Below are 25280 nucleotides of genomic sequence, written 5' to 3' on the forward strand. Positions count from 1 at the left end.
CTTATTTGTATTCTGTATTAATTTATGACTAAATAGTATTGAATTAAAAATCCTTACTGCTTTTAAGATTTTTAAGATTCGGGAAGAAATCAATTCCAGTCATTTTTTCTAAAGTTTCAATCGGAACAACAAAATCATAAATAGATTTATCGCTTTTTTCGTTTGGAACCAAGAAAGCAATTGCTTTATGCTCTTTACCTGTTTTAGCCAAAACGATTTTATAAAAATATTTAGGAACAGCAACTTTTTCTGTTCCTATTTTTCTATCCGATTCTTTCGCAATTCCGCCAGTTACGACATAAATATCATTATATTTTCCTGCCCAATAACGCGTCTTCTGCTCTATTCTATTCCAAATTCCAGCATTAAATTCCTTTTTCTGAGGAGAAATATTCGACGTGTAAAAAGTATCGTTATAAGCCTCTTTGCTAAATTCCATATCTCCAGCAGGGCAAAGATGTCCTTTATCATAACCTGAATTTTTATAATTTCTCCAATCTGCAGAACCTGTCGTTACATTTGGATCTTCAATAAAATATGGCCTTTTAAAATCATTATTTTTTAAATATTCTTTTTTCAATTCGTACGCCACCCATTCTGCCTGTTCAAACTTTTCATTATACGACAAAGTATAGTATTGATGTTTTACAATCTGCTTTGTCGTCGACGTTGGCAAATAAGCAACCGTATAGACCGAATCTGTGTTAGAAGAATTTCCTGCAAAAGAAACCGCTTCCTCATTATTTACTTTTTCAGTAATTTCTGCATTCTCCTTTTTACAAGAAAACAAGGCAAACCCCATTAAAATCAAACTCAGGCCAACTTTCATAATTTTATTTTTTTTGAGGTTAAACTTACAAAAAAAACGCTCCATAAATTTAAAATTCATAGAGCGTTTTTAAACAAATTAAATTCTTCTCGAATTTAAGACTTCACTAGCTTGTCCTTTTTCATTTTAGGATTAACTGTAGCTTTTACCAAACTTTTTGATTGTAAATCATCCAATACGTTTAACGCTTCTTCTACATAAACATCTTTAGATAAAGCTTGGTGCCATGCATCTCTTTTTTCTTTTAAAGAAGCATCAGCTTTCATTTCATCTTCTTCATACGGTAATGATTTAAAAATCAAATCGTTTTTGTAATCAGAAATTGGTTTATATTTTTTTCCTTCGTTTTCAACTTGTTCTTGAGTTTCTTTAAAACTCTTAATATTCAAGCTATATACGTTTTCTTTATTTTTAACATCGATCCATTTCGCATTATCATCAATTAACTTAAATTGAGCATTTTGAGCAATTCTGTTTTTACTATTCATAATTGCTTTGTTGAAATTCTCATTAGAAGTCCAAGTGCTGTAATCGGCTGGATCAATTTTATCCCAAGGCATTGCATTATCAATGTCTCTCTCTCCCATTTTTAAGTAAGCATAACGATCTGGCATTACCACATCACTATGAACACCTTCTAATTGAGTAGAACCACCGTTAATTCTATAAAACTTCTGTCCTGTAATTTTCAATGCTCCAAGATCTCCATAGTTTGCATTACGCACAAACTGATTTAAATCTAATACGTTTTGCACAGTTCCTTTACCATAAGTTTGTTTACTTCCGATAATCACACCACGTTTATAATCCTGAATTGCAGCCGCCAAGATCTCAGAAGCCGAAGCAGAAAAACTGTTTACCATGATAACTAATGGGCCATCCCACTCGATTTTTTTATCTTTATCATATAAAACTTCTTTCTTTTTACCAGCAGATTTTACCTGAACGATTGGTCCTTCTTCGATAAATAAACCAGCAATATCAACCACTGTAGAAAGAGATCCTCCACCATCATCACGAACGTCTAAAACAATACCGTTGATGTTTTCTTTTTTCAATCTCTCTACTTCACGAGCAATATCTTTTCCTGCATCACGTCCGTCTTTGTTTTCAAAATCGATATAAAATTTAGGAAGATAGATCACTCCATATTTTAAACCATCTTTCTCCACAATACTAGACTTAGCGTATGTTTCTTCAATTTCAACAACATCACGAATAATAGAAATCACTTTAATAGAACCATCAACTTTCTTAACAGTCAATTTTACTTCAGTTCCTTTGTGACCTTTAATTTTCTTTACAACATCATCCAAACGCATTCCAACAACATCTACAGGCTCTTCGTTTCCTTGAGCCACTTTCAAGATTAAATCTCCTGCTTCTAATTGTTTTCCTTTCCATGCTGGACCTCCAGAAATTAATTCATCAATTTGAGTAAAATCGTTTTTCTTAGTCAAACGAGCTCCAATACCTTCCAATTTACCGCTGATGTTTACATCAAAACGATCTTTTTCTTCTGGTGCAAAATAGCTTGTATGCGGATCAAAACGAGCCATGATCGAGTTCAAATAAACAGAAAACCAGTAGTCTCTATTCAAATCTTTAATCACGCTAAAATTATCATCTAGAGATTTTAATGAACTTTCACGAGTTTCTTTCTCTAAAGTTTCAAAAGATTTCTCTTTGTAAGCTGGATCTTTTTTCTTCTTTTCATCTTCAATTTTTTGTTTTGTAACCAAAGAAGAAAGAGTCGATAATTTAATCTGTTTTCTCCATCTTTCATTAATTTCCGCTAAGTTTTTTGCATAGGGGATTTTCTCATAATCCGCATCAAAAGTCTCATCTACATTATAATTAAATGGCTGAGCTAAAATCGTTTTATAACGTTTTTTACTTTCCTCCATACGCTTCATTAACCTTGTATAAGTAAGATTGAAAAACGTAATATCTTTATTCAAAAATTGATCATCCAGCATTAATTCATACTGTTTGAATTCGTCAATATCAGACTGAAGGAAAAATCTTTTTGAAGGGTCTAAAGCATCAATATAATCCTTGAAAATACCTTTAGAAAATTCATCATTTATTTCTGCTGGGCTGTAATGTCCTTTTTCAATAACAAATGCTAATAATTCTAAAAGTGTCTTGTCTTTGTTTGGATCTGGGTCGATTGTCCTATCGGCATTCATCTTAAATGCAAATAATGTAAGCGATAAGCACAATACGGCTATGAGTATCTTATAATTTCTTTTCATAAACTTTATAATAGCATTCATCAATTTTTTTATCTAAGTTACGTTAAAAACTATGCCACGAGAGCTAACGCTTCGATAATTTTTTGTTAAAGATATAAAAATGTTTAATTCGCAAAAAAGTTCTTTACCTTAGTTGACAAATTTTACAGTATTTGTGACTTCTCGCAAATAATTGTGATTAATTTTGCTCTTAAAATCTTACAATTGTTAAAACTACACATAATATTTATTAAATGAAAGCCGAGAAACCACTTATATTAGTAACCAACGACGATGGTATTTTGGCTCCTGGAATTAGAGCCCTTATTAGTGTCATGGAAACAATAGGCGATGTCATTGTCGTTGCACCAGACAAACCGCAAAGCGCAATGGGGCACGCAATCACCGTTAACAATACTTTATTTATTGATAAAATCTCCAAAGATAATGACACAATTGCAGAGTACAGCTGCTCTGGAACGCCTGTCGATTGTGTAAAATTGGCAGTAAACGAAATCTTAAAACGTAAACCCGATTTGTGCGTTTCGGGAATAAATCACGGATCGAATTCTTCTATCAATGTCATTTATTCTGGAACCATGAGTGCCGCAGTTGAAGCTGGAATCGAAGGTATTCAGGCTATAGGATTTTCTCTTTTAGATTTTGATTGGAATGCTGATTTTGAACCAATAAAGTCTTTTGTAAAAAAAATCACTTTAGAAACCCTAGCCAATAAACTTCCGCCAGGAGTAGTTTTAAATGTCAATTTTCCAAAATTAAAGGAGTCTGAAATTAAAGGAATTAAAGTTTGCCGTCAAGCGAAAGCCTACTATGCGCAAAAATTTGATAAAAGACAAACTCCTTTTGGGAAAGATTATTACTGGCTTGCCGGAAAATTTGTAAACGAAGATAAAGGCGAAGACACTGACGAATGGGCATTGGAAAACGGATATGTTTCTGTAGTTCCAGTACAATTTGACTTGACCGCTCACCACTCTATTCAACAACTTAATACTTGGAAATTAAATGACTAAAGAAATACTGATCGGATTTTTAATCGGAATTTTTACGGCTCTTTTAGGAAGTTATCTATTCATCACTTTTTTTACCACATTTGATATTTCGCAAGGATTTCAAATGATTCGAGAATACGGATATCTCGGAAAAATAATTACTATAGGAACACTTTTAGACCTTGCCGTTTTTGGTATTCTGTTAAAAAGAAATAAAGAATTTATGGCGCGTGGCGTAATTCTAGCCGTGATTGTACTGGCAATTTCTACATTAGTTATTTAAATCTTATCTTTGCTAAGTTCCTTTTAATGGTTACAACTTTAGCACATTTACAAAAAAACCAACATGAAGTATTACATAATTGCAGGAGAAGCCTCTGGAGATTTACATGGTTCAAATTTAATGAAGGCATTATATACCGAAGATCCAGAAGCAGAAATTAGATTTTGGGGTGGAGACTTAATGCAAAAAGCAGGCGGAACTCTCGTAAAACACTATCGCGACCTAGCTTTTATGGGCTTTATTGAAGTGGTTTTCAATTTAAAAACCATTTTAAACAATATTAAAATCTGTAAAAAAGACATCTCGGAGTTCAAACCAGATGTGATTATTTTTATTGATTATCCTGGTTTTAATATGCGAATTGCAAAATGGGCAAAAGAATTAGGTTATAAAACACATTACTATATTTCTCCTCAAATTTGGGCTTGGAAAGAAAATCGAATTAAAGCCATCAAACAAGACATTGATAAGATGTATGTTATTTTGCCATTCGAGAAAAGTTTCTACGAAGACAAACATCATTTTCCTGTAGATTTTGTTGGACATCCGCTTATTGATGCCATTCAGAATCAGCCCGCTTTTGATGAAGCTTTCTTTAGAAAAGAAAATAATTTAGGCGAAAAGCCCATTATTGCCGTTCTACCAGGAAGTCGTAAACAGGAAATTACCAAAATGCTGAGTGTGATGCTGAGCGTTGTAGATGATTTTCAGGATTATGAATTTGTTATTGCAGGCGCTCCAAGTCAGGAATACGAATTTTATCAGCAATTCCTGAAAAATAAAAACATTGCCTTTGTTTCGAACAAAACATATGATTTGCTTCGTTCTTCGACAGCTGCTCTTGTAACTTCTGGAACTGCAACTCTTGAAACTGCACTTTTTAAAGTTCCCGAGGTCGTTTGCTATAAAGGAAGCGAAGTTTCGTACCAAATTGCAAAACGCATTATTACATTAAAGTATATTTCTCTTGTCAATTTAATTATGGATCAAGAAGTTGTAACCGAGTTGATTCAAGCAGATTGTAATAAAAAACGAATCAAAGAAGAACTTCAAAAATTATTAGAGCCTGGCCATCGCAATAAAGTGCTGCAAAATTACGATATATTAGAACAAAAATTAGGTGGAGTTGGCGCGAGTAAAAACACAGCAAAACTCATTGTTGCCGATTTAAAACAAAATAATTAATTGATTTGAAACGAATTGTAATTTTTCTGCTTTTAGCAATTGCTGTTACTTCTTGTAAATCCACTTCGACAGCGGTATCAAAAAACAGCACAAAAAGCGAATCGAAAAAAGAAAACAGAGCTTTGGTTAATAATTTAATTGAAAAAGCTACTGATAATATTGGCGTTCGCTATAAAGCAGGCGGAACTACAAAAAGCGGTTTTGATTGTTCTGGATTGGTTTATACCACTTTTGAAAGTGAAAACATCCAACTTCCGAGAAGTTCTTTCGATCAAGCAAAAATTGGAAAAGTTGTCCCATTAAATGACGCCAAAAAGGGAGATTTAATTTTCTTTAAAACCAACAAAAGCAGACAAATCAATCACGTCGGACTAATTACAGAGGTCAATTCTGATGAAATAAAATTTGTCCACTCATCTACCTCAAAAGGTGTAATTATTTCCTCTACCAAAGAACCTTATTACAAAAACTCCTTTGAGCAGGTAAATAGGATTCTTCAATAAAAAGATATTTTTTTATTATTTTTCTTACAAATATTTAATACTTTTAAGCCATGAAAGTATTAGATTTTCCGTTAATAAAAATTACAATCGCTTTTATAATAGGTGTCATCACAGCTTATTATTTACACTTATCTATTGCGGCAATTCATTATTTGCTACTAATTTGTCTTTTCTTATTTGTCAGTACCTATTTATGGAATTTAAAAAACAATAAGAAAACAATTCTTTTTGGGATTTCAGTTTACTTGCTCTCTTTTTTCTTAGGTTCTTTTACTCTTATTAGCCATACCGAAAGTCTTCAAAAGAACAATTACACGCATTGCAAAGCAGCATTTGAAACAAAACAATCTCTTACTTTAATCTTGAGAGAAAAATTAAAAAGCAATGATTTCAGTGATCGTTACATTGGGCATATCAAAACCATTTCAGGAAAAGTTTATTCTGGAAAAATAATTGTAAACGTTCAAAAAGATAGTAACCGCAATGCTCTAATTATAGGAAACAACATTAAAATTCAAACGCTTTTACAGCGAAATAAACCCAGTAAAAATCCAAATCAATTTGATTACAGTAGATATTTGGCAGACAAACAAATTTATGCTCAGATTTATTGTTCTAAAAAAGAAATTTTGGTGAACAAAAACATTCAAAAAGACATTTGGTATTATTGTGCCAAATTACATTCGCGAATAATTTTTAATCTTGAAAAGTCAAAATTCAACAAATCTGAAATGAATGTTGCTCTGGCGCTCATTTTAGGTCAGCAGCAGGACATTTCACAAGACATTATCCAAGATTATCAATACTCTGGCGCTACACACGTTTTATCGGTTTCTGGGCTTCATGTAGGCTTTATAATGATTTTTATAACCTTTATACTCAAACCAATTCCAAACACAAAAAAAGGTTCATTTTTTAAACTGGCTTGCATTCTAATTTCCTTAGCTGGTTTTGCTATTATTTCTGGCTTATCGCCTTCCGTTTTACGATCTGTAGTCATGTTCTCCTTTCTTGCAATTGGAAATCATTTGCGCCGAACTGGCAACATCTACCATACTTTACTCGTTTCAATTTTACTAATATTACTTTTTGAGCCTTATTTCTTATTTGATGTTGGCTTTCAATTAAGTTACATCGCACTTTTTTTCATTCTTTGGCTACAGCCTGTTTTAAAAAACATTTATAAACCAAAAAACAAAATAACAATTTACATTTGGGAAGCTTTAACGGTTTCATTCGCTGCTCAAATTGGCACATTGCCTTTATGCCTTTATTATTTCCATCAATTTCCAGGGTTATTTTTTGTCACAAACATTATTATACTCCCTATTTTATCCTTTATCATGATTGCTGGAATTGTGGTTATGATTATCTCCATTTTCACCAGTCCGCCCTTATTCATCACTATGATTTTTGAGAAAAGCATTTATCTGCTAAATCTTACGATTCATGCTGTTGCTTCTATAGATTCATTTGTTATCAGAGACATCAGTTTTAATTTGTTTCATTTATGGGCATTTTCTTTATTTATAATCAGCACCATTATCTGGATTAAAAAGCCAAGTTTCAGCAAATTGCTATTTGCATTGATTTCAATTATTACGATCCAGCTTGCCTTTATTTTAACCAAAATAGAAACAGAAAAAGAAGAAGAATTGATTGTTTACAACGAAAGAAACAATACACTCATTTCTGAACGTTCAGGAAGAAATCTTGTGCTTTTTACTAGAGATACTGTTATTGAAAACAACAGAAACATCAATTCGTATCTCGTAGGGAATTCAATTGCGTTATCTAGAATCAAAGAGATCAAAAATGTGCTTTATTTTAAAGACACCAAAATTCTAATTATTGACAGCACTAAAACTTTACCAGAAAAAGTAAATCCAGATATTTTAATTCTTACTCAGACCTCAAAAATAAATCTGGATCGATTGCTAGAAAATATTCGTCCTAAAATTGTTATTGCTGATGGATCGAACTCTAATTCGATTCAGAAAAATTGGAAAAATAGTTGTCTTAAAAAAAATATCCCTTTTCATTCAACAAAAGAAAAGGGATATTATAGATTGTAATTTTATTCTGGATTTAAAATCAAATCCGATTCAGAAATCCATGATTTAACGCCAGAAGCTTTATAGCCTATAAGTCCTAGTTTATTAAAATTGGTCTTTCCTTTTCTACTGGTAACTTCAGAAAAACACACTTGCGGAACCTCTTCTATACCAAAAGCATTTTTCAATCGCAAATTTTGCTCTTTACTAGCATCAGAAATAGATGGATCAGAAAGATCAAGCTTGACCAAAATAACATTTTTACGCGACCATTCTTCAAAATCACGAGTGGCAAAAATTTCATTTTGTAATTGAGGACTCACGTTTTGACTAGTAAAAAAAATCAGCAAAGGCTTTCTCTTTTCCGCACTTACAGTTACGGCATCATTAATGTCTGTTTTCCATATTATATTTTGAGAATTCATATAAAATGGACTTAAAAAAAATAGTAGGATAAGTAATTTTTTCGGCATATAATTTTGGTTTAGGTTATGTTAATAAAACTAAAATAGTATAAAAATATAATCCAATAAAGATTTTAAGAGATTAAAAACCAAGTTCTAAGCATTAAAATCAAATTGACAATAAATTGCCTGTTTTTTAATAAATGTGAAATAAACACTAATAAAAACAATCAAATATTGATTGATCTTTTTTAGAATAAAAAAAATCCCCTCCTGTAAAACAGAAAGGGGACTAAAAAAAATTAAAATAAAAGTCGAATGAAATCGTTTACTATTCTGATGGATGTAAAATTGCATTTGATTCTGCAATCCAAGCTTTCGCTCCTCCAGGTTTATAGGCTATTTTTCCTAAAGCACTAAATGTAGTTTTGTTTTTTCTTACCGATGCCATTGCAAAGCATACTTCTGGAAGATCTTGAACTCCAAATGCATTTTTTAATTTCACATTTTGTTCACGATCGCTATCTGAAGCATTCATATCAGACAAATCTAATTTTACTAAGACCACATTGTCACGTGACCAAACCGCAAAATCGGGCGTTTTAAAGATTTCATTTTGAAGATTTTCTGGTACACCTGAGGCAGTGAATAAAATCAGCATTGGTTTTTTCTGGTCATTACTTATAGCAATAGCATCTGTCATGTTTGTTCTCCATGCTAAGTTTTGTGCTTGGGCCATAAATGAACCTAAAAAAAACAGTAGGATAAGTAGTTTTTTAGTCATATAAATTGGTTTTGGTTAGATTAGCAAGACGAAATTAACATTATATTTTAGTTATCCAAATTTTATTAGCACAAAAAATACATTATATGTTTTTTTAAACGTGATAAAATAAATAATACTCAATTTGCCTATATTTTGTAAAGAATTTTTCCTACTAAACAAAAAAAAGGTCCCTTACAGTGTAAGAGACCTTTTGATATTTTTTTATTCTAAATTTATAATTTCTTCGGATGCACTATACCTTCTGCAACATTTAACCAAGCAGATGGCCCACCAGCAACATATCCTGTTTTACCAAGACCTTTAAAATTAACTCTTCCGTCTTTTGTTTCTGCACTTGTAAAGAAAACAGTTGGAAACCCTTGAATACCGAAAGCTTGCTGCAATTCATTGTTTTGACTTTTAAGCTCTGGCGTTTGTGCAACAGCTCTAGGATAATCTAATTCTACTAGAACTACATTATCAGTCGCCCACTTTTTAAATTCGGCAGTTTTTAAAACTTCATTTTGCAAACGAATACACCAACCACACCAATCACTGCCTGTAAAAAACATTAGCATAGGCTTTTGTTCTTTGTTACTTATAGTAATGGCTTCTCTAACATCTGTATACCATTTTAATTCTTGCGCCTGAATATTTGCGGCTCCAATTAAAAACAAAGCGATGAGTAGTATTTTTTTCATAACGAGGAATTTTATGCAAATTTATGCAAAAAGTTATTACAATATAATTATTTAACTTCCTGCATTAATCTCTTGATTAGCGGGGTAGCCACAATTAAAACAACTCCGGCAATTAAAGAATACAATGCTAATTGATAATATCCGTCTGTATAGGCAATAAGTTTAGACATTAATGTAGTTCCAGTGTTGGCATCAGATATTTCGGCTCCCAATTTCCCAGCAGCAAACTGACCAAATGCACTAGACAAGAACCACAATCCCATCATCATTCCAAACAATCGTTTAGGAGATAATTTGGTAATTACCGACATTCCGATTGGACCAATACACAACTCTCCAAGCGTATAAACAAGATATCCTAAAGCAAAAACATCCAAAGAACTTAATCCATCTGCATCTACAAAAAATCTAGCAGAGTAAAAGATAAAGAAACCTGCCGCAAGAAGAATAAATGACAAACCAAACTTAATAACAGTGTTAGGTTCAATTTTTCGCTTAGCCATTAATATCCATAACAAACCTACCAATGGACTAAAAATAACAACATACAATGAGTTGATACTGTTATTTACCACATTTGGATCAATATGAAAAAACAACAACTTGTTCGATAAATTGTCTTTTGCAAACAAAGACAATGAACCTCCAGATTGCTCCGAGATGGCCATAAACATAAAGTATCCAAAAATGAATACAAATGCAGCTAAAAGTTTTCTCTGCTGTTTTCCATCTTTTAACATTATCAATTCATATGCAAAATATCCTAATGCCACTACTCCCATAGTATACATAAAGTACTCTGTAAAATCAGAATTGATAACCATTATATAAACTAGTGGAATTACAACAAAAGAACCTACATAAACTGCAGTTTCATAAAGATTACGTTTTTTAGGTGCATGGTTTTCTAATGGAGAATTTCCAATTGGCGCAAGATGCTTTTTCGTTAAAAGAAAAGTAATAACTCCAATTATCATCACAATTGCCGCAGAAAGAAAACAAAGACTCCAAGAATAGTTTTTTCCTAAATAAATAGGAATTGCACCACCAAGCATTCCTCCAATATTAATTCCTGCATAAAACAATCCGTAACCAGCATCTCGACGGCCGTCACTTTCATGATACAACTCTCCTACCATTGAAGATACGTTTGGTTTAAAAAAACCAGTTCCGATAATAGAAAGTGTTATTCCGTAGTAAAAGAAATCATGCGGAGAAGCTGCAATAAGCAAGTTCCCAAGAATCATGACAATTCCTCCAAAAAGAAGCGATTTCTTAAAACCTAGTATTTTATCGGCAAAGATTCCACCGATAAAAGTAAATGCATATACAAAAGCCTGAATTGCTCCATATTGCAAATTTGCTTTTCCTTCTACTAGACCTAATTGGTCTACCATAAAAAAAGCTAAAACCCCTCTCATTCCGTAGAAACAAAAACGCTCCCACATTTCAACCAAAAACAAGTACCACAATTGTTTTGGGTACTTGCCTTTAAAATTTTGAATTTCTTCTAAAGTAATATTGTTTTCCATTTTTTATCTAACACCGTGCATTAATTTTTTCAATAGTGGTGTTAAAGCAAATAATAAAATTGCAGCAATACCAGTTAGGACAACAAATACCATAAAGAATTCATATAAGTTATGGATTTCAAATCCTGCAAAAATTGGGTTTTGCGCACTAATTTGATGATGATCCAACAAAGCCAATTGGTCTGCTGAAAGCGTTATTTTTTTATCTAAAACTGCCTGAAGATCGATTCCTAATTCTTTTGCTTTTGCAAATTTATCACCAGTTGCTGGTAAAATAGAACCTAAAGTTCCTCCTAAAGCGTAACCTGATGCATTAGACAAGAAGAATACTCCGTATAATAATGATGCAAAACGTTTTGGAGATAATTTACCAACCAATGACAAACCAATTGGAGACAAACACAACTCTGCACATGTATTTAAGAAATATAATAAGATCAACCATTTAACTAGCAAGAAACCTGAAGTTCCGATATAAGAAACCTGAGTCGCGATCATAAAGAAACTAATCGAAATGATTACTAAACCTGCAGCCAATTTTACAGGAGAAATCGGCTCTTTCCCTTTAGCTCTTAAAGTATCCCAAAGCACACTGAAAGGAACTGCTAAAAGCACAACAAATAATCCGTTAAAAATTTGAACCATCGATGGTGGCATTGCCCAACCAAAGAAATGTCTGTCTGTTTGGTTATCTGCAATAAAAGTTAAAGACGAACCCGCCTGCTCAAATGCCGCCCAGAAAAAGATAATAAAGAACGATACGATGTAGATTACAATAATTCTATCTCTTTCAATTTTAGTTAAAGAAGTATCAGAGATAATTAATCCTGCCAAAGCCAAACCACTTGAGTAAATCAAAGTATAAATTAAGTTCTGACCTACAACATAATGAAAAAAGAAACCTAAAGCAATAAAAGCAACTCCTGCACTTATTAAAGCTTTATTAGAAAAGTTTGCTTTCTGAGCTTCTCCTTCTTCAAAATCCGAAGCATCATTTTTAGAAGGAAGTCCTCCTAATGGTTTTCCTTCTGGAGAAACCACATATTTATTTTTTAAGAAGTAGAACAAAATTGTTCCTAACAACATAGCCACAGAAGCCGCCATGAATCCCCATCTAAAAGCGTGGATATCTCTAATTCCACCAGCATCTTTAACATCTCCTAACAAAGGACAGATAGACTGACCTAAGAATGCTCCGATGTTAATTCCCATATAGAAAATAGTAAATGCACTATCCAATTTTGTTTTTTCTTGTTTTGGATACAAACTTCCAACCATACTAGAAATGTTTGGTTTAAAGAATCCGTTACCAAAAACAATTACACCCAATGCAGAGTACATAACGATTTTTGCCAAGTCTAAATTAGACTCAAAAATACTTCCGCTCGTAAACAAAAGCATTTGTCCTATTGCCATTAACAACCCTCCTAATAAGATACAATTTCTGTTTCCTAAATAGCGGTCAGCAACAAAACCTCCTAACATTGGAGTCAAATAACAAAGCCCAAGGAAACCTCCGTAAATTAAAGAAGCTTCTTCTTCCTTCATTAATAATGAATTCACAAGGAATAAAGTTAATAAAGCTCGCATTCCATAAAAATTGAATCGCTCCCACATCTCCGTTCCAAACAATACCCAAAGCCCTTTTGGATGCGCGGTTTTTACTTGTGTTTCTCCCATATTATTCACTATTTAATTAGGTTATGATTTTAAATTATAGATTTTCTTTGATGAAATTGGTCATTTTTGCGTAAAGCTGAACTCTAGTGTTTCCGCCATAAATACCGTGGTCTTTATCTGGATAAATTTGAGAATCAAACTGCTTATTAGCCTGAATTAAAGCTTCCATCATCTGCATCGTGTTTTGAACATGAACATTGTCATCTCCAGAACCATGAATCAACAAGAACTTTCCTTTCAATTTACTAACATGATTAATTGGAGAGTTTTGATCGTATCCGCTTGCATTCTCTTGTGGAGTCTGCATGTATCTTTCTGTATAAACGCTGTCGTAAAATCTCCAGTTGGTAACTGGCGCAACAGCAATTGCCATTTTAAACACATCGTTTCCTTGGAAAATACAGTTAGAAGCCATAAATCCACCGTAGCTCCATCCGAAGATTCCAATTCTTGAAGCATCAACATAAGAATAAGCACCAATTACTTTTGCAGCATCTATTTGGTCTTCAACCTCATATTTTCCTAATTCTTTTTGAGTCACTTTTTTGAAATCAGCTCCTTTGTAACCTGTACCTCTTCCGTCAACACAAGCTACGATATAACCTTGCTGCGTTAATGAAAGGAACCAGTAATCATTAGAATTATTCCACTGATTTGCTACCTGCTGAGATCCTGGACCAGAATATTGGAACATGAAAACAGGATATTTTTTTGAAGGATCAAAATCTTTTGGTTTTAAAATCCAAGCATTCAATTCATTTCCTTTTGCTGTTTTTAAAACAATAAATTCTTTTGAAGGAAGGTCATACCCTTTCAATTTATCAGCAAGAGCCTGATTATTTTCGATAACCTGAATTTCTTTTCCAGCTTTTGCATCATTTAAAGTATAAACCGTTGGCTGTGTAGCGCTAGAATACGTATTGATAAAGTATTGGAAATTTGGACTGAATGTCGCTTTATTTGTTCCAACTTTAGAAGACAAACGAACTTTATTTTTTCCGTCTAAACCAATTCTGTAAAGATCTCTATTGATAGAGCCATTTTCTGTAGATTGGTAGAAAATCGTTTTTGTTTTTTCGTCGAAACCGTAGTATGAAACTACTTCCCAGTTTCCTTTTGTAACTTGATTTTTAAGTTTTCCGTTTTTATCATATACATAAATATGATTGAAACCGTCTTTTTCGCTTGTCCAGATAAAACTGTTATCTTTTAAGAACGTCAAATTATCATTGATATCTACATATGCTTTATCTTTTTCATTCAAAACTACTTTTGAAGCAGCTGTGTTTCCATCAACAAACAATAAGTCTAAATTATCTTGATGACGGTTTAAAACCTGTGCACAAAGTATATTTGTATCATTTGTCCATTGCATTCTTGCAATATAGAAATCATTATATTTTCCTAAATCTACTTTCTTAGTTGCTGCAGCAGCTACATCATAGATATGTAATGAAACTTCTGAATTTTTTTCTCCAGCTTTAGGATATTTAAAAGTCTCAATTTTTGGATATAAATCTTTATGGAAGATTGACATTGAAAACTCAGGAACTTGGCTTTCGTCAAAACGAATATAAGCTACTTTTTTACTGTCTTTACTCCAGTCGAAAGCGCGAACAAATGCAAACTCTTCTTCATAAACCCAGTCCGTAATACCATTTATAATAGCATTTTTCTTTCCGTCTGTTGTAATAGCCGTAGATTTTTTTGATGCTACGTCGTATACATATAAGTTATTTTCTTTTGCGTAAGCGATTTTTGTTCCGTCAGGTGAGAATGTTGGCTCTTGAATTTGAAAATCAACAAGTTTGATCAGAGATTTTGCTGCGATATCATAAAGGTAGTAATCGGCAGTAAAAGAGTGACGGAAGATTTTAGAAGAATGACAAGCAATTAAGATCTTTTTTTCAGAAGCATCAAAAGTATAGCTGTTAATTCCGTCGGCAAGTTCTTTATGGTTCTTAGTATCAATAAGATTCGATACTTTTTTCAGGGTAGCAAAATCGTATAAATCAATCTGCATACTTCTACTCGCCTGATCCACATTTAAAACAGTGTATTGATTTGTATTTTTCAGCGATTGTAGTTCATCCATTCCTTTTGCCCGGAAAGTACCGCCAAAAACATTTTCGACAGTTATTTTTTGCTGTCCAAAAACAACCGCAGTTAAGAATAAAAGTACTGCAGTAAATTTGCTTGTATTCATTAGAATTATTTTAAATATAAAAAGAGTCCAATTTTAGTAAAAAAAATAAACATAATACACATTTTAAGTGTTAAATGTTAAAAAAAATAACGATTGCGTACTTTCATGTCTGAAATAGATTGCAATCAAAACTCTTAAAATAGTATCTTTGTGCACACAATATTATTTAATACATTGAGAATGAACAACGCTGTTGCCGGATTTTCTAAATTATCCAAAAAAGAAAAAATTAACTGGATTGCAAATGAATATTTTTCAAATCCTGAAGAGGCACAAAATATTATAAGAAATTACTGGAATTCAGACGAAAAGCTTCAGCAGCTTCATGACGAATTTATAGAAAACACCATTACAAACCTTTATATACCACTTGGAGTTGCTCCTAACTTTTTGATTAACGGAAAATACAAAACAATTCCGATGGCAATTGAAGAAAGTTCTGTAGTTGCAGCAGCTTCAAAAGCCGCAAAATACTGGTCTACAAGAGGCGGATTTAAAGCTACTATTATCAATACTGAAAAAATTGGTCAGGTGCATTTTACTTATAGCGGAGATGCAGAAAAACTAACTCAGTTTTTTGACCAATTAAAACCAAAATTCTTTTCAGAAACGCAAAGCATTACCAAAAATATGCAGCAGCGTGGTGGAGGAATTTTAGATATTAAACTAAAAGACAAAAGAAGTTTACTTGAAAACTACTATCAGCTTCATGCTACTTTTGAAACAAAAGACAGCATGGGAGCCAATTTCATCAATTCTTGCTTAGAGCAATTTGCTACAACTTTAAAAGAAGAAGCTCAAAATTCTGACTTGTGCAAAAATGGTGAAAACCTAGAGGTCATAATGAGTATTCTCTCTAACTACGTGCCGCACTGCCTTGTTAGAGCTGAAGTTTCTTGCCCAATCGAAGAATTAGCAGAAAAACACATCACCAATCCTCAAGAATTTGCAGAACGTTTTGTTCAAGCCGTTCAAATCGCAGAAGTTGAACCTTTTAGAGCAGTTACCCATAACAAAGGCATCATGAATGGTGTCGATGCTGTAATTCTGGCAACAGGAAACGATTTTAGAGCCGTAGAAGCTGGCGTTCATGCTTATGCAGCTCGAAATGGTCAATACGCAAGTTTATCTCACGCCAAAATCGAAAACGGAATCTTTACTTTTTGGCTTGAAATTCCGCTTGCAGTTGGCACAGTTGGTGGCTTAACCTCTTTACATCCTTTAGTAAAATTGTGCTTAGAAATTTTAGAGAAACCATCCGCACCAGAATTAATGCAAATTGTAGCAGTTGCAGGTTTAGCACAAAATTTTGCTGCATTGCGCTCGCTAACCACAACTGGAATTCAGGAAGGACATATGAAAATGCACCTTAACAACATTATCAATCAATTTGAAGCTACCGATGAAGAGCGTCATTTAATTAAAACACACTTCAAAAAAACAGCTGTTTCTCATAGCGCTGTGGTAGAATTTATTGAAAACTTAAGAAAATAAAAAAGTCAAAAATTCCAATATTTTAAGTTCCAAATTTCCTACTTGGAATTTCACATTTGGAATTTGAAATTTAAGATTTAGAATTTATATAATAAAACAAGTATGTCAACAACCTTTTATAGTAACGGAAAACTTTTTATTGCTGGAGAATATCTGGTTTTGGATGGAGCAGATGCTTTTGCGTTGCCTACAAAATTTGGTCAGGATTTAGTGATTGAAGATTCAGAAGACAAACAAATTGAATGGAAAAGTTATGATTACGACAAACACTTATGGTTTGAAGAGACTATTTCATTTGACGAAGTTATAAAAGGTTTAAACTCTCAAATTGACACGGTAAAATCGACTTTAGTCAACATACTGCATGAAGCTTATATTTTAAATCCAAAGTTTATTGATAACGCTACTGGCTATAAAGTAAGCACGCATTTGAGTTTTCCAAAAAACTGGGGATTAGGAACCTCCTCGACTCTTATAAATAATATTGCACAGTGGACTGAAATTAATGCTTTTACGCTATTAAATAATAGTTTTGGCGGAAGCGGTTATGATATTGCGTGCGCACAAAACAACACCCCTGTTTTATACAGAATAAAAGATAATTTTGTACAGCAAGTTGAATTTAACCCAGACTTTAAGGAGCACATTTATTTTGTTTATTTGAATAAAAAACAAAATAGCAAATCTGCAATTTTCTCTTACAACAATCACAAAAACAATCATTTAGCAGACAGAGTTACAGAAAACAATAAAATCACAAATGCGATTCTTCATGCTCAAACATTAAAAGATTTTGCTTCTGCAGTTCAGAAACATGAAATTCATTTGAGCAAAGTCTTAGAAATGCAAACTATAAAAGAAGCTATTTTTCCTGATTTTAATGGTGTCATTAAAAGTCTAGGAGCTTGGGGCGGCGATTTTGTTATGGTAGTTTCTAAAGAAAATCCGAAAGACTATTTCTTTAATAAAGGATATGAGACGATTTTAACTTATGAAGAAATGATTTTATAAAATCAATTTTGAAAAAAAGACATTAATTAGCCTTTTTAGTGCTTTTAACGTGCTTTGTCTCCAAACGACGCACAGCTTTGCTTTCTTGCTCATTAGACTCTATAAGCCTATTGTGCAAGCGTTCAGCCATTTTTTCGATGCTGTTTGTAATAGAATCGTAAACCACTTCCATTCGGCGGTGTTTCTCCTCTTTTACAGCCCTTAAAACATCTTCTACAAAAACTTTATCATATTTTTCGGCAACAGAATCATGTGTATTTGTCAATCTGATCACATAGTCGTTACTCAAAATAGTAACTTTAAAATGCTGCTCTTCATTACTCAAATAATACTTTCCACCCAATTCATCAACATTGATGTCGGTGCTGCCCACTTTTAAAAGCTCGATAATAATCCCATAAATATGACTTTCTATTTTGGTATATACTCTCGGCTTCTTTCTAAAAAAATTAAAAGTAAAAAACATTAAATGATTAATTATTAAGGATATTGCTTTTGGTTTTGGTTTGTTTCTTATTTTTTTTCAGCAAAAGCCAAAAATATGTTAAAATAAAAAATCGAGCAAATAAACTGTAATATTTTGAAAATCACAAGTTTTTCAAATTAAATTTCGATAATCCCTATATACTTTAGGAAAATTAATACAAAGTAAAATTATTTACTTCTGAAAAATAAATAAACTCTATTTAGATTTACAAAATTAAAACCGCTAATTACCAATAAACCATTTTTTTAGCAAAGTCACTAAAAACAAAAAAGCCCAAAACTAAATGTTTTGGGCTTTTATATATTAACCTTTTTAACTTAATAAAACTAGTAGTTAAATTGTAATCTGTTATCTTCAATTTTAGCATTGTTTTTCAACGCTGGTAATACTCTACTTGCATCATTAGCACTTTGAGCTTTTACTTTCTCTACATAAGCAGCGTGATTAGCAATTGCAGGAGCTTTTACAGTTTTAATGTTTTTAACAACATAAACACCAGTATTTCCTTCAATTGGAGCAGAGATTTTGTTTGCTGTTAAAGCAAATGCATTACCTACTACTCTTGGCTCTTGTCCAACTCCGCCTGGCAATACAGGATTATCTAGAGTTACATCTGTAGCTTGTTGAACTGCAACACCTGCAGCTTTAGCAATAGCTTCAATGCTAGAACCTTGCATTTTAGCTTTTAACAATTCTGCTTTTTTCTTGTTTTTCAAGATTGGCTCAACATAAGGTCTTGCCATATCAACAGAAACTAAACCTGATTTGTTTTCACCTTTATATTGTGCGATAACGTGTCCGATGTTTGCGATTTCAAAACGTTTTACATCTCCTTTGTCAGTTTCTTTATCAAAAGCCCATCTTACAATGTTACGTTGGTTTCCTAATGGTCCAAACGCTTCATCCATAGCTTTTGCATTAACTGGCTGAGCCACTTTTAAACCTAATTCTTTCGCTGCAGCGTTGAAATCTTTATCAGCAGCATCCATTTCGAATTTAGTAGCTAATGTAAATACTTTATCAGATGTAGCTTCAGATGGCTCGATTTTTTGAGCAATTGTAGCTAAACGAATTCCGTCTTGTTTGTCTGTAACTTTGATAATGTGAAATCCGAAAGGAGTTTCTACTAAACCAACTTTACCAATTCCGTTGCTGAATACAAAATCATTGAAAGCTTTTACCATTTGGTTTGGTCCAAAATATCCTAAATCACCACCTTGCTGTGCAGATGAATCATCAGAACTTGTAAAAGCCAACATCATAAAACTATCTGGATTAGCTTGAACTTGAGCTAAAATTTCTTCCGCTTTAGCTTTAGCTTCTTCTTTAGTTCTTTTCTCTTTTGGATTTGGAGTTTGAGATCCTTCATAACCAATTAAGATATGACTTGCTTTTGCATTAACGCCCGCTTTAAATCCTAAAGATTTAGAGATTGCATAGTATCTTCCGTAAACGTATGGTCCGTAGATTGCTCCAGCTGGTAAGCTAAATAATTTATCAGCATCAACTGCTGGTAATGCATTTTTAGGAACATAAGTAGAATCGTAAGGCACATCAGAATTTGCATTTACAAATTCAGCGATGTTTGTTGCGCTTTTAAATCCTGGCAATGTATCATTTTTACCTGTTTTTGCATTGTAAACAACACTTCCTGATAATAAAGCAGTTAATTTAGCTTTAATTTCAGCCTCATCTTCTTTAGAAGCTTTATCTTCAACTAAAACGTACTGAATTTCGCGAGTTGCATCAGCTTTGAATTTTTTCTCGTTTTTCTTCATGTAAGCTACGATCTCATCATCAGAGATTTTTACTTCACTATCTTTAATAGAAGAATAAGGAGCTGCTGCATAAGCAAAACTCACTTTATTAGCTTCCATTTCATACTTTAATTTTCCTTCACTAGCAGTTGTGTAAAGTCCTGATTTAATTAAAGTATTATAGATTTGAAACTTAGCATTCAATTCAGCATCTTTCTCTTTCTCAGCGATGTATTGTGCAGCTTCTGGATTTGTTTTAAAATAATCTTTAAACTTAACAACATCAAAAATTCCTGCTGCGTTTAAGAACATTGGGTTTTTACCAATATTTGGATCTGATTTCAAAACCTCTAAAATGTGTTTTTCACCAACTCTCAATCCTAATTTATCAAATTGAGATGACAATAAAGCGATTGAAACTTCTTGATCCCAAACTCTGTTTGCAGCTTCAGTGGAAGTTATACCTTGCCCACTTTTTTCAACATTACTAACTTTAACTCTAAAGTCTTCAAATGAAATATCTTTTCCATCGATGCTTCCTACATCTTTTGAACTTTGACCAAATGTTCCTCTTGTAAATAGATCTTGTATTATAAATGCAAATAATGCAAGTGCAATAACTCCTATCAATAAAGCGGAACGCTGTCTAATTTTTGCTAAAACTGCCATTTTATTATCGTTAATTTTATATTCAGTTTGCGAAAATACAATTATCTAGTTAATAACAATACAACTAGCGTTTTATTTTCAACATTTTTTTTCATTAATTTAAAAAATCAGTCTTTAATTGTCATTTTGACTAGTTCTATTTTCTTATTTGATGCCTCTTCAATATAAAAATGAAACTTATCTATTACAATTTTATCTCCTTTTTGTGGGATTTCTTTTGTATGATTGACAATAAAACCTCCTAATGTGCCATAAGAATCTTCTTCTGGAATCATTAATTTATAGGTCTCATTCAAATACTCAACATCTAATCTGGTTGAAAACAAATACTTGCCTTCTCCAATTTGCTCTTCGATCAATTCTTCATCTAAATCGTGCTCGTCTTCAATTTCCCCAAAAAGCTCTTCTACAATATCTTCAATTGTGATAATTCCTGAAGTCCCTCCATATTCATCTAAAACTACTGCAACATTTTTTCGCTTTTTGATCAATAAATTCAGAACATCTTTAATTAAAATGGTTTCTGGAACAAATTCAACGGTCATTAGAACCGATTTTATTGTAGCTGGTTTTTTAAACAAATCGAAGGAATGAACATAACCTACAATATCATCTAATGAATTCTGGCTTATGATAATTTTAGAATATCCTGTTTCGATAAATAAGGCTCTAAGATCGTCTACAGTATCAAACAAATCTATGTCGACAATTTCTGTTCGAGGCGTCATAATATCTCGTGCCTTTACTCCGGAAAATTCTAATGCATTTTGAAAAATCTGAATTTCAGAATCTACCTCTTCATCTTCTTCAACCGTGCTCATTTGCTCTGTTATGTAATTTCCTAGCTCAATTCGACTAAATAAATGAATTTGGCTTCCTTCTGTTTTAAAAAATTTACTCAACACAAAATCTGCAATCCAAATAAAGAAAGTCGAGATATAATAAAACAATCGGTAAAATAAATAAGCCGGAAGTGCCAAAATCTTAATTAAAGAATTGGCATAAATTTGGAAAAATACCTTCGGGAAAAATTCTGAAGTCAACAGCACTACAAATGTAGCTAGAAGTGTCTGAATAAGGATATTCCACCAATCAGAAAAAACTAAACCAAAATAGGCCATCCAATCTAAAATTAGATCGCCCATAAAAAAACCGTAAATCACCAAAGCTACATTGTTGCCTATAAGCATGGCAGCGATAAACTTAGAAGGATTTTCGGTTAATTTTGTTAAGATTCGAGACAAGAAATCGTCTTGTTTCTTTTCTATTTCGAGATAAATTTTATTGGCGGATGTAAAAGCGATTTCCATCCCAGAAAAAAAGGCAGCTAGTATTAAACAGATTACTATAATACTAATTTCCATTTTTATTGTTTTTTGTTTCGATCATTATGCCTATTAAGAAATCTTCTCCTAAAGAAAAACATAAAAACAGCCATCCCTGCAATTACAAAATAGAAAGGATAACTTTCATCACCTTCATTCAGTTTTACAATACCATCATAAGTAAAGAAAACCGCAAAAAGGATGTAAACGTATTGTGTATATTTTAAATAACCCATAATATTATATTTCTTCGTCTGATTCTATTTCACCGCTTATTCGCTGCGAATTAATCACTTTAAAATCTTTACTAAAATCTATTCCCTGACCATAGGAAACCCCTTTTTTATCGGTCAATTTGAACTTTCGTTCTGTATAAAACCACTCGTTTTTCTGATCGAAATACAATTGTTCTGTTTCTAAAACCTGTCCTTCTTCAGAAGTAATCTTTACTTTACCGATCAAATCAATAATTCCCGTGTTTTTATAGGAAACCGCATAATTAGCTCTAATAAAGGTACGCTTTTGCTTTTTATCATATAAAGTAACATCGATTCCTTTAGGGAATTCTGTAAAAGGAAAATCAAGATTGGAATAATCTAGCATTTTCGGACTGATCAAAACCCCTGTAATGCGTCCAGAATCTGTGTATTTAATATTTACAGTATCGGCATCACTGGCAGGAACAAATTCTGAGAAGTTAATTTTCTGAACTTCTTTAAAATTACTTTCGCATCCAAAAAACATTGTCACAGCAATAACTGTGACAACTAATAGACTATATCTTTTTGGTAAATTCATTTGCCAAATGTAGTAAATTGTAATGAGCTTCTAAAAGATAAAATATTTTGTTTATTGGAATTTGCTCTTCACAAACCATTTGTCGTTGAAAGAGAAACTCACACTAAAATTAACATAATTCTCTTGCACTAAATCTGATGCTGTTGTACCACGTTTACCAAATTCAATTCCGAAATTTAGATTTGAGAAAGATCCTGTAATTGGAATTCCAGCTCCTAAACTCATTCCAACATCTTTAATAGATTCATTATTTACAATAAGACCGATTTTTTCATATTTCAAACCAGCTCTATACGTAATTCTGCTCAAATAACTAGTAAAAGAAGTATAATTTGGAAGGTAATATCCACCAAGAGCGTATTTAGAATAGCTCTCATATCTTACATTACTTGCCTCATTGTAATAATTTGCTAGCTGTCCGTCTCCTTGAAAAGTCATGTTTGCTCCTACAAGCCATTTTCTAGATTCGCCAATACCAAAACCAATACTCAATTTGTTCGGAAGTTTTAATTTTGTTGTTTCTGTTGGAGAGATATAAGGGTCAGAATCTCCTTGAACCGAAATAGCTCTCTTATTATCTGAATTCAGATTGCTAGCGAAAGTATAGCTTAAACTAGAAAAAATGCTCGTTTTTTTATCGATTTTTTTCTGATACATTGTACCGAAACTAAATGCCATGCCTGAAAGTTCAGAAGTATTCACTTCTGCCGTTCCGCTTTCAACTCCAGTAATACCTTCTATAGTTGTAGTAGTAATTTTTCCAAAATTATATTGTGCATCTGCTCCAATATTCCAGTTTTTCATGATTTTATATGATAAACCAAAATATACTTTATTCACACCACCTTTTCCATCAAGCTGAGAATTTAATGCGCCTTCTGTAGCTGAATTGTCATTACGTATTTTGTATCCTACTGAACTTACAGGAATCAAACCAAATGAAGCACCAAATTTTCCCATCGGAATACCTAATGCTAAATAATCAAAAGTAGTTCTTTGTGCTTTTTCTGATTGAGAAGTCGTCTTTAAATTAGAAGTAGCAAATGTTCCTCCAACTGTAAAAGTTGTCTGAATTAAGCTGGCATAACTTGCCGGGTTTTCTATATTTAAGTGAATCGTATCTTGCTCTACTGCAACTCCTGCCATAGATCTGTTTTCAAGTGTTCCCTTGAATCTCACATCTCCTATTCCGAAAAAAGAATAAGGTGAAGCAGTACCTTGTTGAGCGAATGAAACGAACGATATAAGCAAACAAGCGCTTAGTATTACTTTTTTAATCATTGTCGATTTTATATTGATATGTTTGGCTCAAACTCTCCAGAAGGAAATTTGAATTGGCAAATATGGTATTTTTTAATCGTTTAGCCAAAAAATCTGCATCGCCACCCGTTAAAATTATGATAAAATTTAAAAACTCTTTCCGATATTCATCGATAAAACCATCAATCTCATAGACGAAACCGTTGACAACACCAGAATGTATAGCCTGCGCCGTTGAGTTTCCTACATAAGAGTCGGGCTCTTCTAAGGTTAGTAACGGCAGTCTGGCCGTAAAATTATGCAGCGATTCATATCGCAAACGAAGTCCTGGAGAAATGGCTCCTCCTAAATAATTATCATTTTCGTCGATGAAATCGTAGGTTATGCAAGTTCCCGCATCGATAACCAAACGGTTTTGTTTTGGAAATTGAAGTGTTGCTCCTGCAGCCAAAATCATTCGATCTATTCCTAAAGTTTTTGGAGTTGCATACTTATTTTGAAAAGGGAAAACATCTTCGTGGGTAAAAAAGTGAACTTTTAGTCTGTTTTCAAAAGTCAAAAAGGACTGTTTTTCGATATTTCCTACCGAAGCAACAACCAAATCGGAGCATTTTGGATATTTTTCTAAAATTTTTTCAATTTTTTTTTCGATTTCATTTTTATCAAAAACAAAATTTTCTAGAGAAGTATTATCCTCAAATACAGACGCTTTAATTCTGGTATTGCCAACATCGATCGTTAAAATCATATTTCCATTTTTGCTTTTGCGAAGATACGAATAGATTTTTTCTAAAAAATGTTTTGCACAAACCAAAAATGATTATATATTTGCACCCGCAACAAGCACGGTACCTTAGCTCAGATGGTAGAGCAATGGACTGAAAATCCATGTGTCCCTGGTTCGATCCCTGGAGGTACCACGAAACCCGAATAGAAATATTCGGGTTTTTTGTTTTTATACTTTTCTGTTTTTTTTTGACCGCAAGGAACGCTAGGGTTTACGCAAAGGTTCGCAAAGTTTTTAAAATTAAACTTTGCGAACCTTTGCGTTTTTTCTTTGCGCTCTTTGCGGTTAAACCCTCTTCA

Annotated in this window: 22 protein-coding genes and 1 tRNA gene; 8 read left to right on the forward strand and 15 right to left on the reverse strand. The window is 32.7% G+C overall.

The features are described 5' to 3' along the window. Window positions 1-43 precede the first annotated feature (43 nt). Entirely contained in the window at window positions 44-829 is a 786-nt protein-coding gene (locus tag SOM12_RS10930) for a DNA/RNA non-specific endonuclease (protein ID WP_320493438.1), read from the reverse strand. A gap of 95 nt (window positions 830-924) precedes the next feature. Continuing rightward, a complete protein-coding gene (locus tag SOM12_RS10935) occupies window positions 925-3108 on the reverse strand; it encodes a carboxy terminal-processing peptidase (RefSeq protein ID WP_320493439.1) in 2184 nt (727 codons plus the stop codon). A gap of 212 nt (window positions 3109-3320) precedes the next feature. Between SOM12_RS10935 and surE the strand changes: the two genes are divergently transcribed. From surE to SOM12_RS10960, 5 genes are all read left to right on the forward strand, one after another. Beyond that, entirely contained in the window at window positions 3321-4100 is a 780-nt protein-coding gene (surE, locus tag SOM12_RS10940) for a 5'/3'-nucleotidase SurE (protein ID WP_320493440.1), read from the forward strand. Continuing rightward, entirely contained in the window at window positions 4093-4362 is a 270-nt protein-coding gene (locus SOM12_RS10945) for a hypothetical protein (RefSeq protein ID WP_095928127.1), read from the forward strand. Before surE ends, SOM12_RS10945 begins: the two co-directional genes overlap by 8 nt. A 63-nt stretch (window positions 4363-4425) precedes the next feature. Then, window positions 4426-5547, forward strand: a complete 1122-nt coding sequence (lpxB, locus tag SOM12_RS10950; RefSeq protein ID WP_095928128.1) for a lipid-A-disaccharide synthase — start codon at window positions 4426-4428, stop codon at window positions 5545-5547. Window positions 5548-5552: 5 nt separating this feature from the next. Beyond that, window positions 5553-6050 (forward strand): C40 family peptidase, encoded by a 498-nt coding sequence (locus SOM12_RS10955; protein WP_095928129.1) that lies wholly within the window; start codon window positions 5553-5555, stop codon window positions 6048-6050. Window positions 6051-6100: 50 nt separating this feature from the next. Further along, entirely contained in the window at window positions 6101-8125 is a 2025-nt protein-coding gene (locus tag SOM12_RS10960; RefSeq protein ID WP_320493441.1) for a ComEC/Rec2 family competence protein, read from the forward strand. 2 nt (window positions 8126-8127) lie between these two features. On the opposite strand, the gene SOM12_RS10965 is transcribed toward SOM12_RS10960, so the two are convergent. The 6 genes from SOM12_RS10965 to SOM12_RS10990 all read right to left on the reverse strand — a co-directional run bounded on the left by SOM12_RS10965 (window position 8128) and on the right by SOM12_RS10990 (window position 15393). Next, complete coding sequence (locus SOM12_RS10965; RefSeq protein ID WP_172426842.1) at window positions 8128-8577, reverse strand: thioredoxin family protein; 450 nt, start codon at window positions 8575-8577, stop codon at window positions 8128-8130. Between the two features lie 262 nt (window positions 8578-8839). Next, the gene (locus tag SOM12_RS10970) at window positions 8840-9292 is read right to left on the reverse strand and encodes a hypothetical protein (protein WP_095928132.1); all 453 of its coding nucleotides are present in this window, start codon (window positions 9290-9292) and stop codon (window positions 8840-8842) included. A 215-nt stretch (window positions 9293-9507) separates the two neighbouring features. Continuing rightward, window positions 9508-9975 (reverse strand): thioredoxin family protein, encoded by a 468-nt coding sequence (locus tag SOM12_RS10975; RefSeq protein ID WP_095928133.1) that lies wholly within the window; start codon window positions 9973-9975, stop codon window positions 9508-9510. Window positions 9976-10022: 47 nt separating this feature from the next. Then, entirely contained in the window at window positions 10023-11507 is a 1485-nt protein-coding gene (locus SOM12_RS10980; protein ID WP_095928134.1) for a peptide MFS transporter, read from the reverse strand. Window positions 11508-11510: 3 nt separating this feature from the next. Then, entirely contained in the window at window positions 11511-13187 is a 1677-nt protein-coding gene (locus tag SOM12_RS10985; protein WP_320493442.1) for a peptide MFS transporter, read from the reverse strand. A gap of 34 nt (window positions 13188-13221) precedes the next feature. After that, a complete protein-coding gene (locus SOM12_RS10990) occupies window positions 13222-15393 on the reverse strand; it encodes a S9 family peptidase (RefSeq protein WP_320493443.1) in 2172 nt (723 codons plus the stop codon). Between the two features lie 180 nt (window positions 15394-15573). On the opposite strand from SOM12_RS10990, the gene SOM12_RS10995 reads away from it, so the two are divergent. Together SOM12_RS10995 and SOM12_RS11000 are read left to right on the forward strand one after the other, a co-directional pair. Further along, on the forward strand, window positions 15574-16887 hold the full coding sequence (locus SOM12_RS10995; protein WP_320493494.1) for a hydroxymethylglutaryl-CoA reductase, degradative: 1314 nt from the start codon (window positions 15574-15576) through the stop codon (window positions 16885-16887). Between the two features lie 102 nt (window positions 16888-16989). Further along, window positions 16990-17898 carry a GYDIA family GHMP kinase gene (locus SOM12_RS11000; RefSeq protein ID WP_320493444.1) on the forward strand — a complete coding sequence of 303 codons (909 nt, stop codon included), beginning with the start codon at window positions 16990-16992 and terminating at the stop codon, window positions 17896-17898. 22 nt (window positions 17899-17920) lie between these two features. Here the strand turns inward: SOM12_RS11000 and SOM12_RS11005 are convergent, their stop codons facing one another. The 7 genes from SOM12_RS11005 to SOM12_RS11035 form a co-directional block, all read right to left on the reverse strand. Next, window positions 17921-18364 carry a hypothetical protein gene (locus tag SOM12_RS11005; RefSeq protein WP_095928139.1) on the reverse strand — a complete coding sequence of 148 codons (444 nt, stop codon included), beginning with the start codon at window positions 18362-18364 and terminating at the stop codon, window positions 17921-17923. Between the two features lie 347 nt (window positions 18365-18711). Next, window positions 18712-20811 carry a peptidylprolyl isomerase gene (locus tag SOM12_RS11010; protein WP_320493445.1) on the reverse strand — a complete coding sequence of 700 codons (2100 nt, stop codon included), beginning with the start codon at window positions 20809-20811 and terminating at the stop codon, window positions 18712-18714. A gap of 107 nt (window positions 20812-20918) precedes the next feature. Further along, window positions 20919-22175 carry a hemolysin family protein gene (locus SOM12_RS11015; RefSeq protein ID WP_320493446.1) on the reverse strand — a complete coding sequence of 419 codons (1257 nt, stop codon included), beginning with the start codon at window positions 22173-22175 and terminating at the stop codon, window positions 20919-20921. A gap of 2 nt (window positions 22176-22177) precedes the next feature. Beyond that, a complete protein-coding gene (locus SOM12_RS11020) occupies window positions 22178-22372 on the reverse strand; it encodes a hypothetical protein (protein ID WP_095928142.1) in 195 nt (64 codons plus the stop codon). 4 nt (window positions 22373-22376) lie between these two features. Then, window positions 22377-22934, reverse strand: a complete 558-nt coding sequence (gene lptC, locus SOM12_RS11025; protein WP_320493447.1) for an LPS export ABC transporter periplasmic protein LptC — start codon at window positions 22932-22934, stop codon at window positions 22377-22379. 51 nt (window positions 22935-22985) lie between these two features. Next, window positions 22986-24215 carry a hypothetical protein gene (locus SOM12_RS11030; RefSeq protein WP_250834318.1) on the reverse strand — a complete coding sequence of 410 codons (1230 nt, stop codon included), beginning with the start codon at window positions 24213-24215 and terminating at the stop codon, window positions 22986-22988. Beyond that, window positions 24208-24942, reverse strand: coding sequence for a type III pantothenate kinase (locus tag SOM12_RS11035; protein WP_320493448.1), 735 nt, complete (start codon window positions 24940-24942; stop codon window positions 24208-24210). The genes SOM12_RS11030 and SOM12_RS11035 overlap by 8 nt, the downstream gene beginning before the upstream one ends. Window positions 24943-25041: 99 nt before the next feature. On the opposite strand from SOM12_RS11035, the gene SOM12_RS11040 reads away from it, so the two are divergent. Beyond that, window positions 25042-25114 (forward strand) — tRNA-Phe (locus tag SOM12_RS11040). The last annotated feature ends 166 nt before the right edge of the window (window positions 25115-25280 follow it).

The sequence above is a fragment of the Flavobacterium sp. CFBP9031 genome (assembly GCF_034044945.1).
In the GTDB taxonomy this organism is placed as follows: Bacteria; Bacteroidota; Bacteroidia; order Flavobacteriales; family Flavobacteriaceae; genus Flavobacterium.

What these genes read in the sequence shown, in the direction of transcription:
- SOM12_RS10970 (WP_095928132.1), bottom strand. Translation starts at nt 9,292, where the DNA reads ATGACTAAAAAACTACTTATCCTACTGTTTTTTTTAGGTTCATTTATG.
- SOM12_RS10960 (WP_320493441.1), top strand. Translation starts at nt 6,101, where the DNA reads ATGAAAGTATTAGATTTTCCGTTAATAAAAATTACAATCGCTTTTATA.
- SOM12_RS11015 (WP_320493446.1), bottom strand. Translation starts at nt 22,175, where the DNA reads ATGGAAATTAGTATTATAGTAATCTGTTTAATACTAGCTGCCTTTTTT.
- SOM12_RS11000 (WP_320493444.1), top strand. Translation starts at nt 16,990, where the DNA reads ATGTCAACAACCTTTTATAGTAACGGAAAACTTTTTATTGCTGGAGAA.
- SOM12_RS10985 (WP_320493442.1), bottom strand. Translation starts at nt 13,187, where the DNA reads ATGGGAGAAACACAAGTAAAAACCGCGCATCCAAAAGGGCTTTGGGTA.
- SOM12_RS11010 (WP_320493445.1), bottom strand. Translation starts at nt 20,811, where the DNA reads ATGGCAGTTTTAGCAAAAATTAGACAGCGTTCCGCTTTATTGATAGGA.
- SOM12_RS10995 (WP_320493494.1), top strand. Translation starts at nt 15,574, where the DNA reads ATGAACAACGCTGTTGCCGGATTTTCTAAATTATCCAAAAAAGAAAAA.
- SOM12_RS11030 (WP_250834318.1), bottom strand. Translation starts at nt 24,215, where the DNA reads ATGATTAAAAAAGTAATACTAAGCGCTTGTTTGCTTATATCGTTCGTT.
- lptC (WP_320493447.1), bottom strand. Translation starts at nt 22,934, where the DNA reads ATGAATTTACCAAAAAGATATAGTCTATTAGTTGTCACAGTTATTGCT.
- SOM12_RS10980 (WP_095928134.1), bottom strand. Translation starts at nt 11,507, where the DNA reads ATGGAAAACAATATTACTTTAGAAGAAATTCAAAATTTTAAAGGCAAG.
- SOM12_RS10965 (WP_172426842.1), bottom strand. Translation starts at nt 8,577, where the DNA reads ATGCCGAAAAAATTACTTATCCTACTATTTTTTTTAAGTCCATTTTAT.
- SOM12_RS11035 (WP_320493448.1), bottom strand. Translation starts at nt 24,942, where the DNA reads ATGATTTTAACGATCGATGTTGGCAATACCAGAATTAAAGCGTCTGTA.
- SOM12_RS10930 (WP_320493438.1), bottom strand. Translation starts at nt 829, where the DNA reads ATGAAAGTTGGCCTGAGTTTGATTTTAATGGGGTTTGCCTTGTTTTCT.
- SOM12_RS11005 (WP_095928139.1), bottom strand. Translation starts at nt 18,364, where the DNA reads ATGTTTTTTACTTTTAATTTTTTTAGAAAGAAGCCGAGAGTATATACC.
- lpxB (WP_095928128.1), top strand. Translation starts at nt 4,426, where the DNA reads ATGAAGTATTACATAATTGCAGGAGAAGCCTCTGGAGATTTACATGGT.
- SOM12_RS10945 (WP_095928127.1), top strand. Translation starts at nt 4,093, where the DNA reads ATGACTAAAGAAATACTGATCGGATTTTTAATCGGAATTTTTACGGCT.
- SOM12_RS10990 (WP_320493443.1), bottom strand. Translation starts at nt 15,393, where the DNA reads ATGAATACAAGCAAATTTACTGCAGTACTTTTATTCTTAACTGCGGTT.
- SOM12_RS10975 (WP_095928133.1), bottom strand. Translation starts at nt 9,975, where the DNA reads ATGAAAAAAATACTACTCATCGCTTTGTTTTTAATTGGAGCCGCAAAT.
- SOM12_RS10935 (WP_320493439.1), bottom strand. Translation starts at nt 3,108, where the DNA reads ATGAATGCTATTATAAAGTTTATGAAAAGAAATTATAAGATACTCATA.
- surE (WP_320493440.1), top strand. Translation starts at nt 3,321, where the DNA reads ATGAAAGCCGAGAAACCACTTATATTAGTAACCAACGACGATGGTATT.
- SOM12_RS11020 (WP_095928142.1), bottom strand. Translation starts at nt 22,372, where the DNA reads ATGGGTTATTTAAAATATACACAATACGTTTACATCCTTTTTGCGGTT.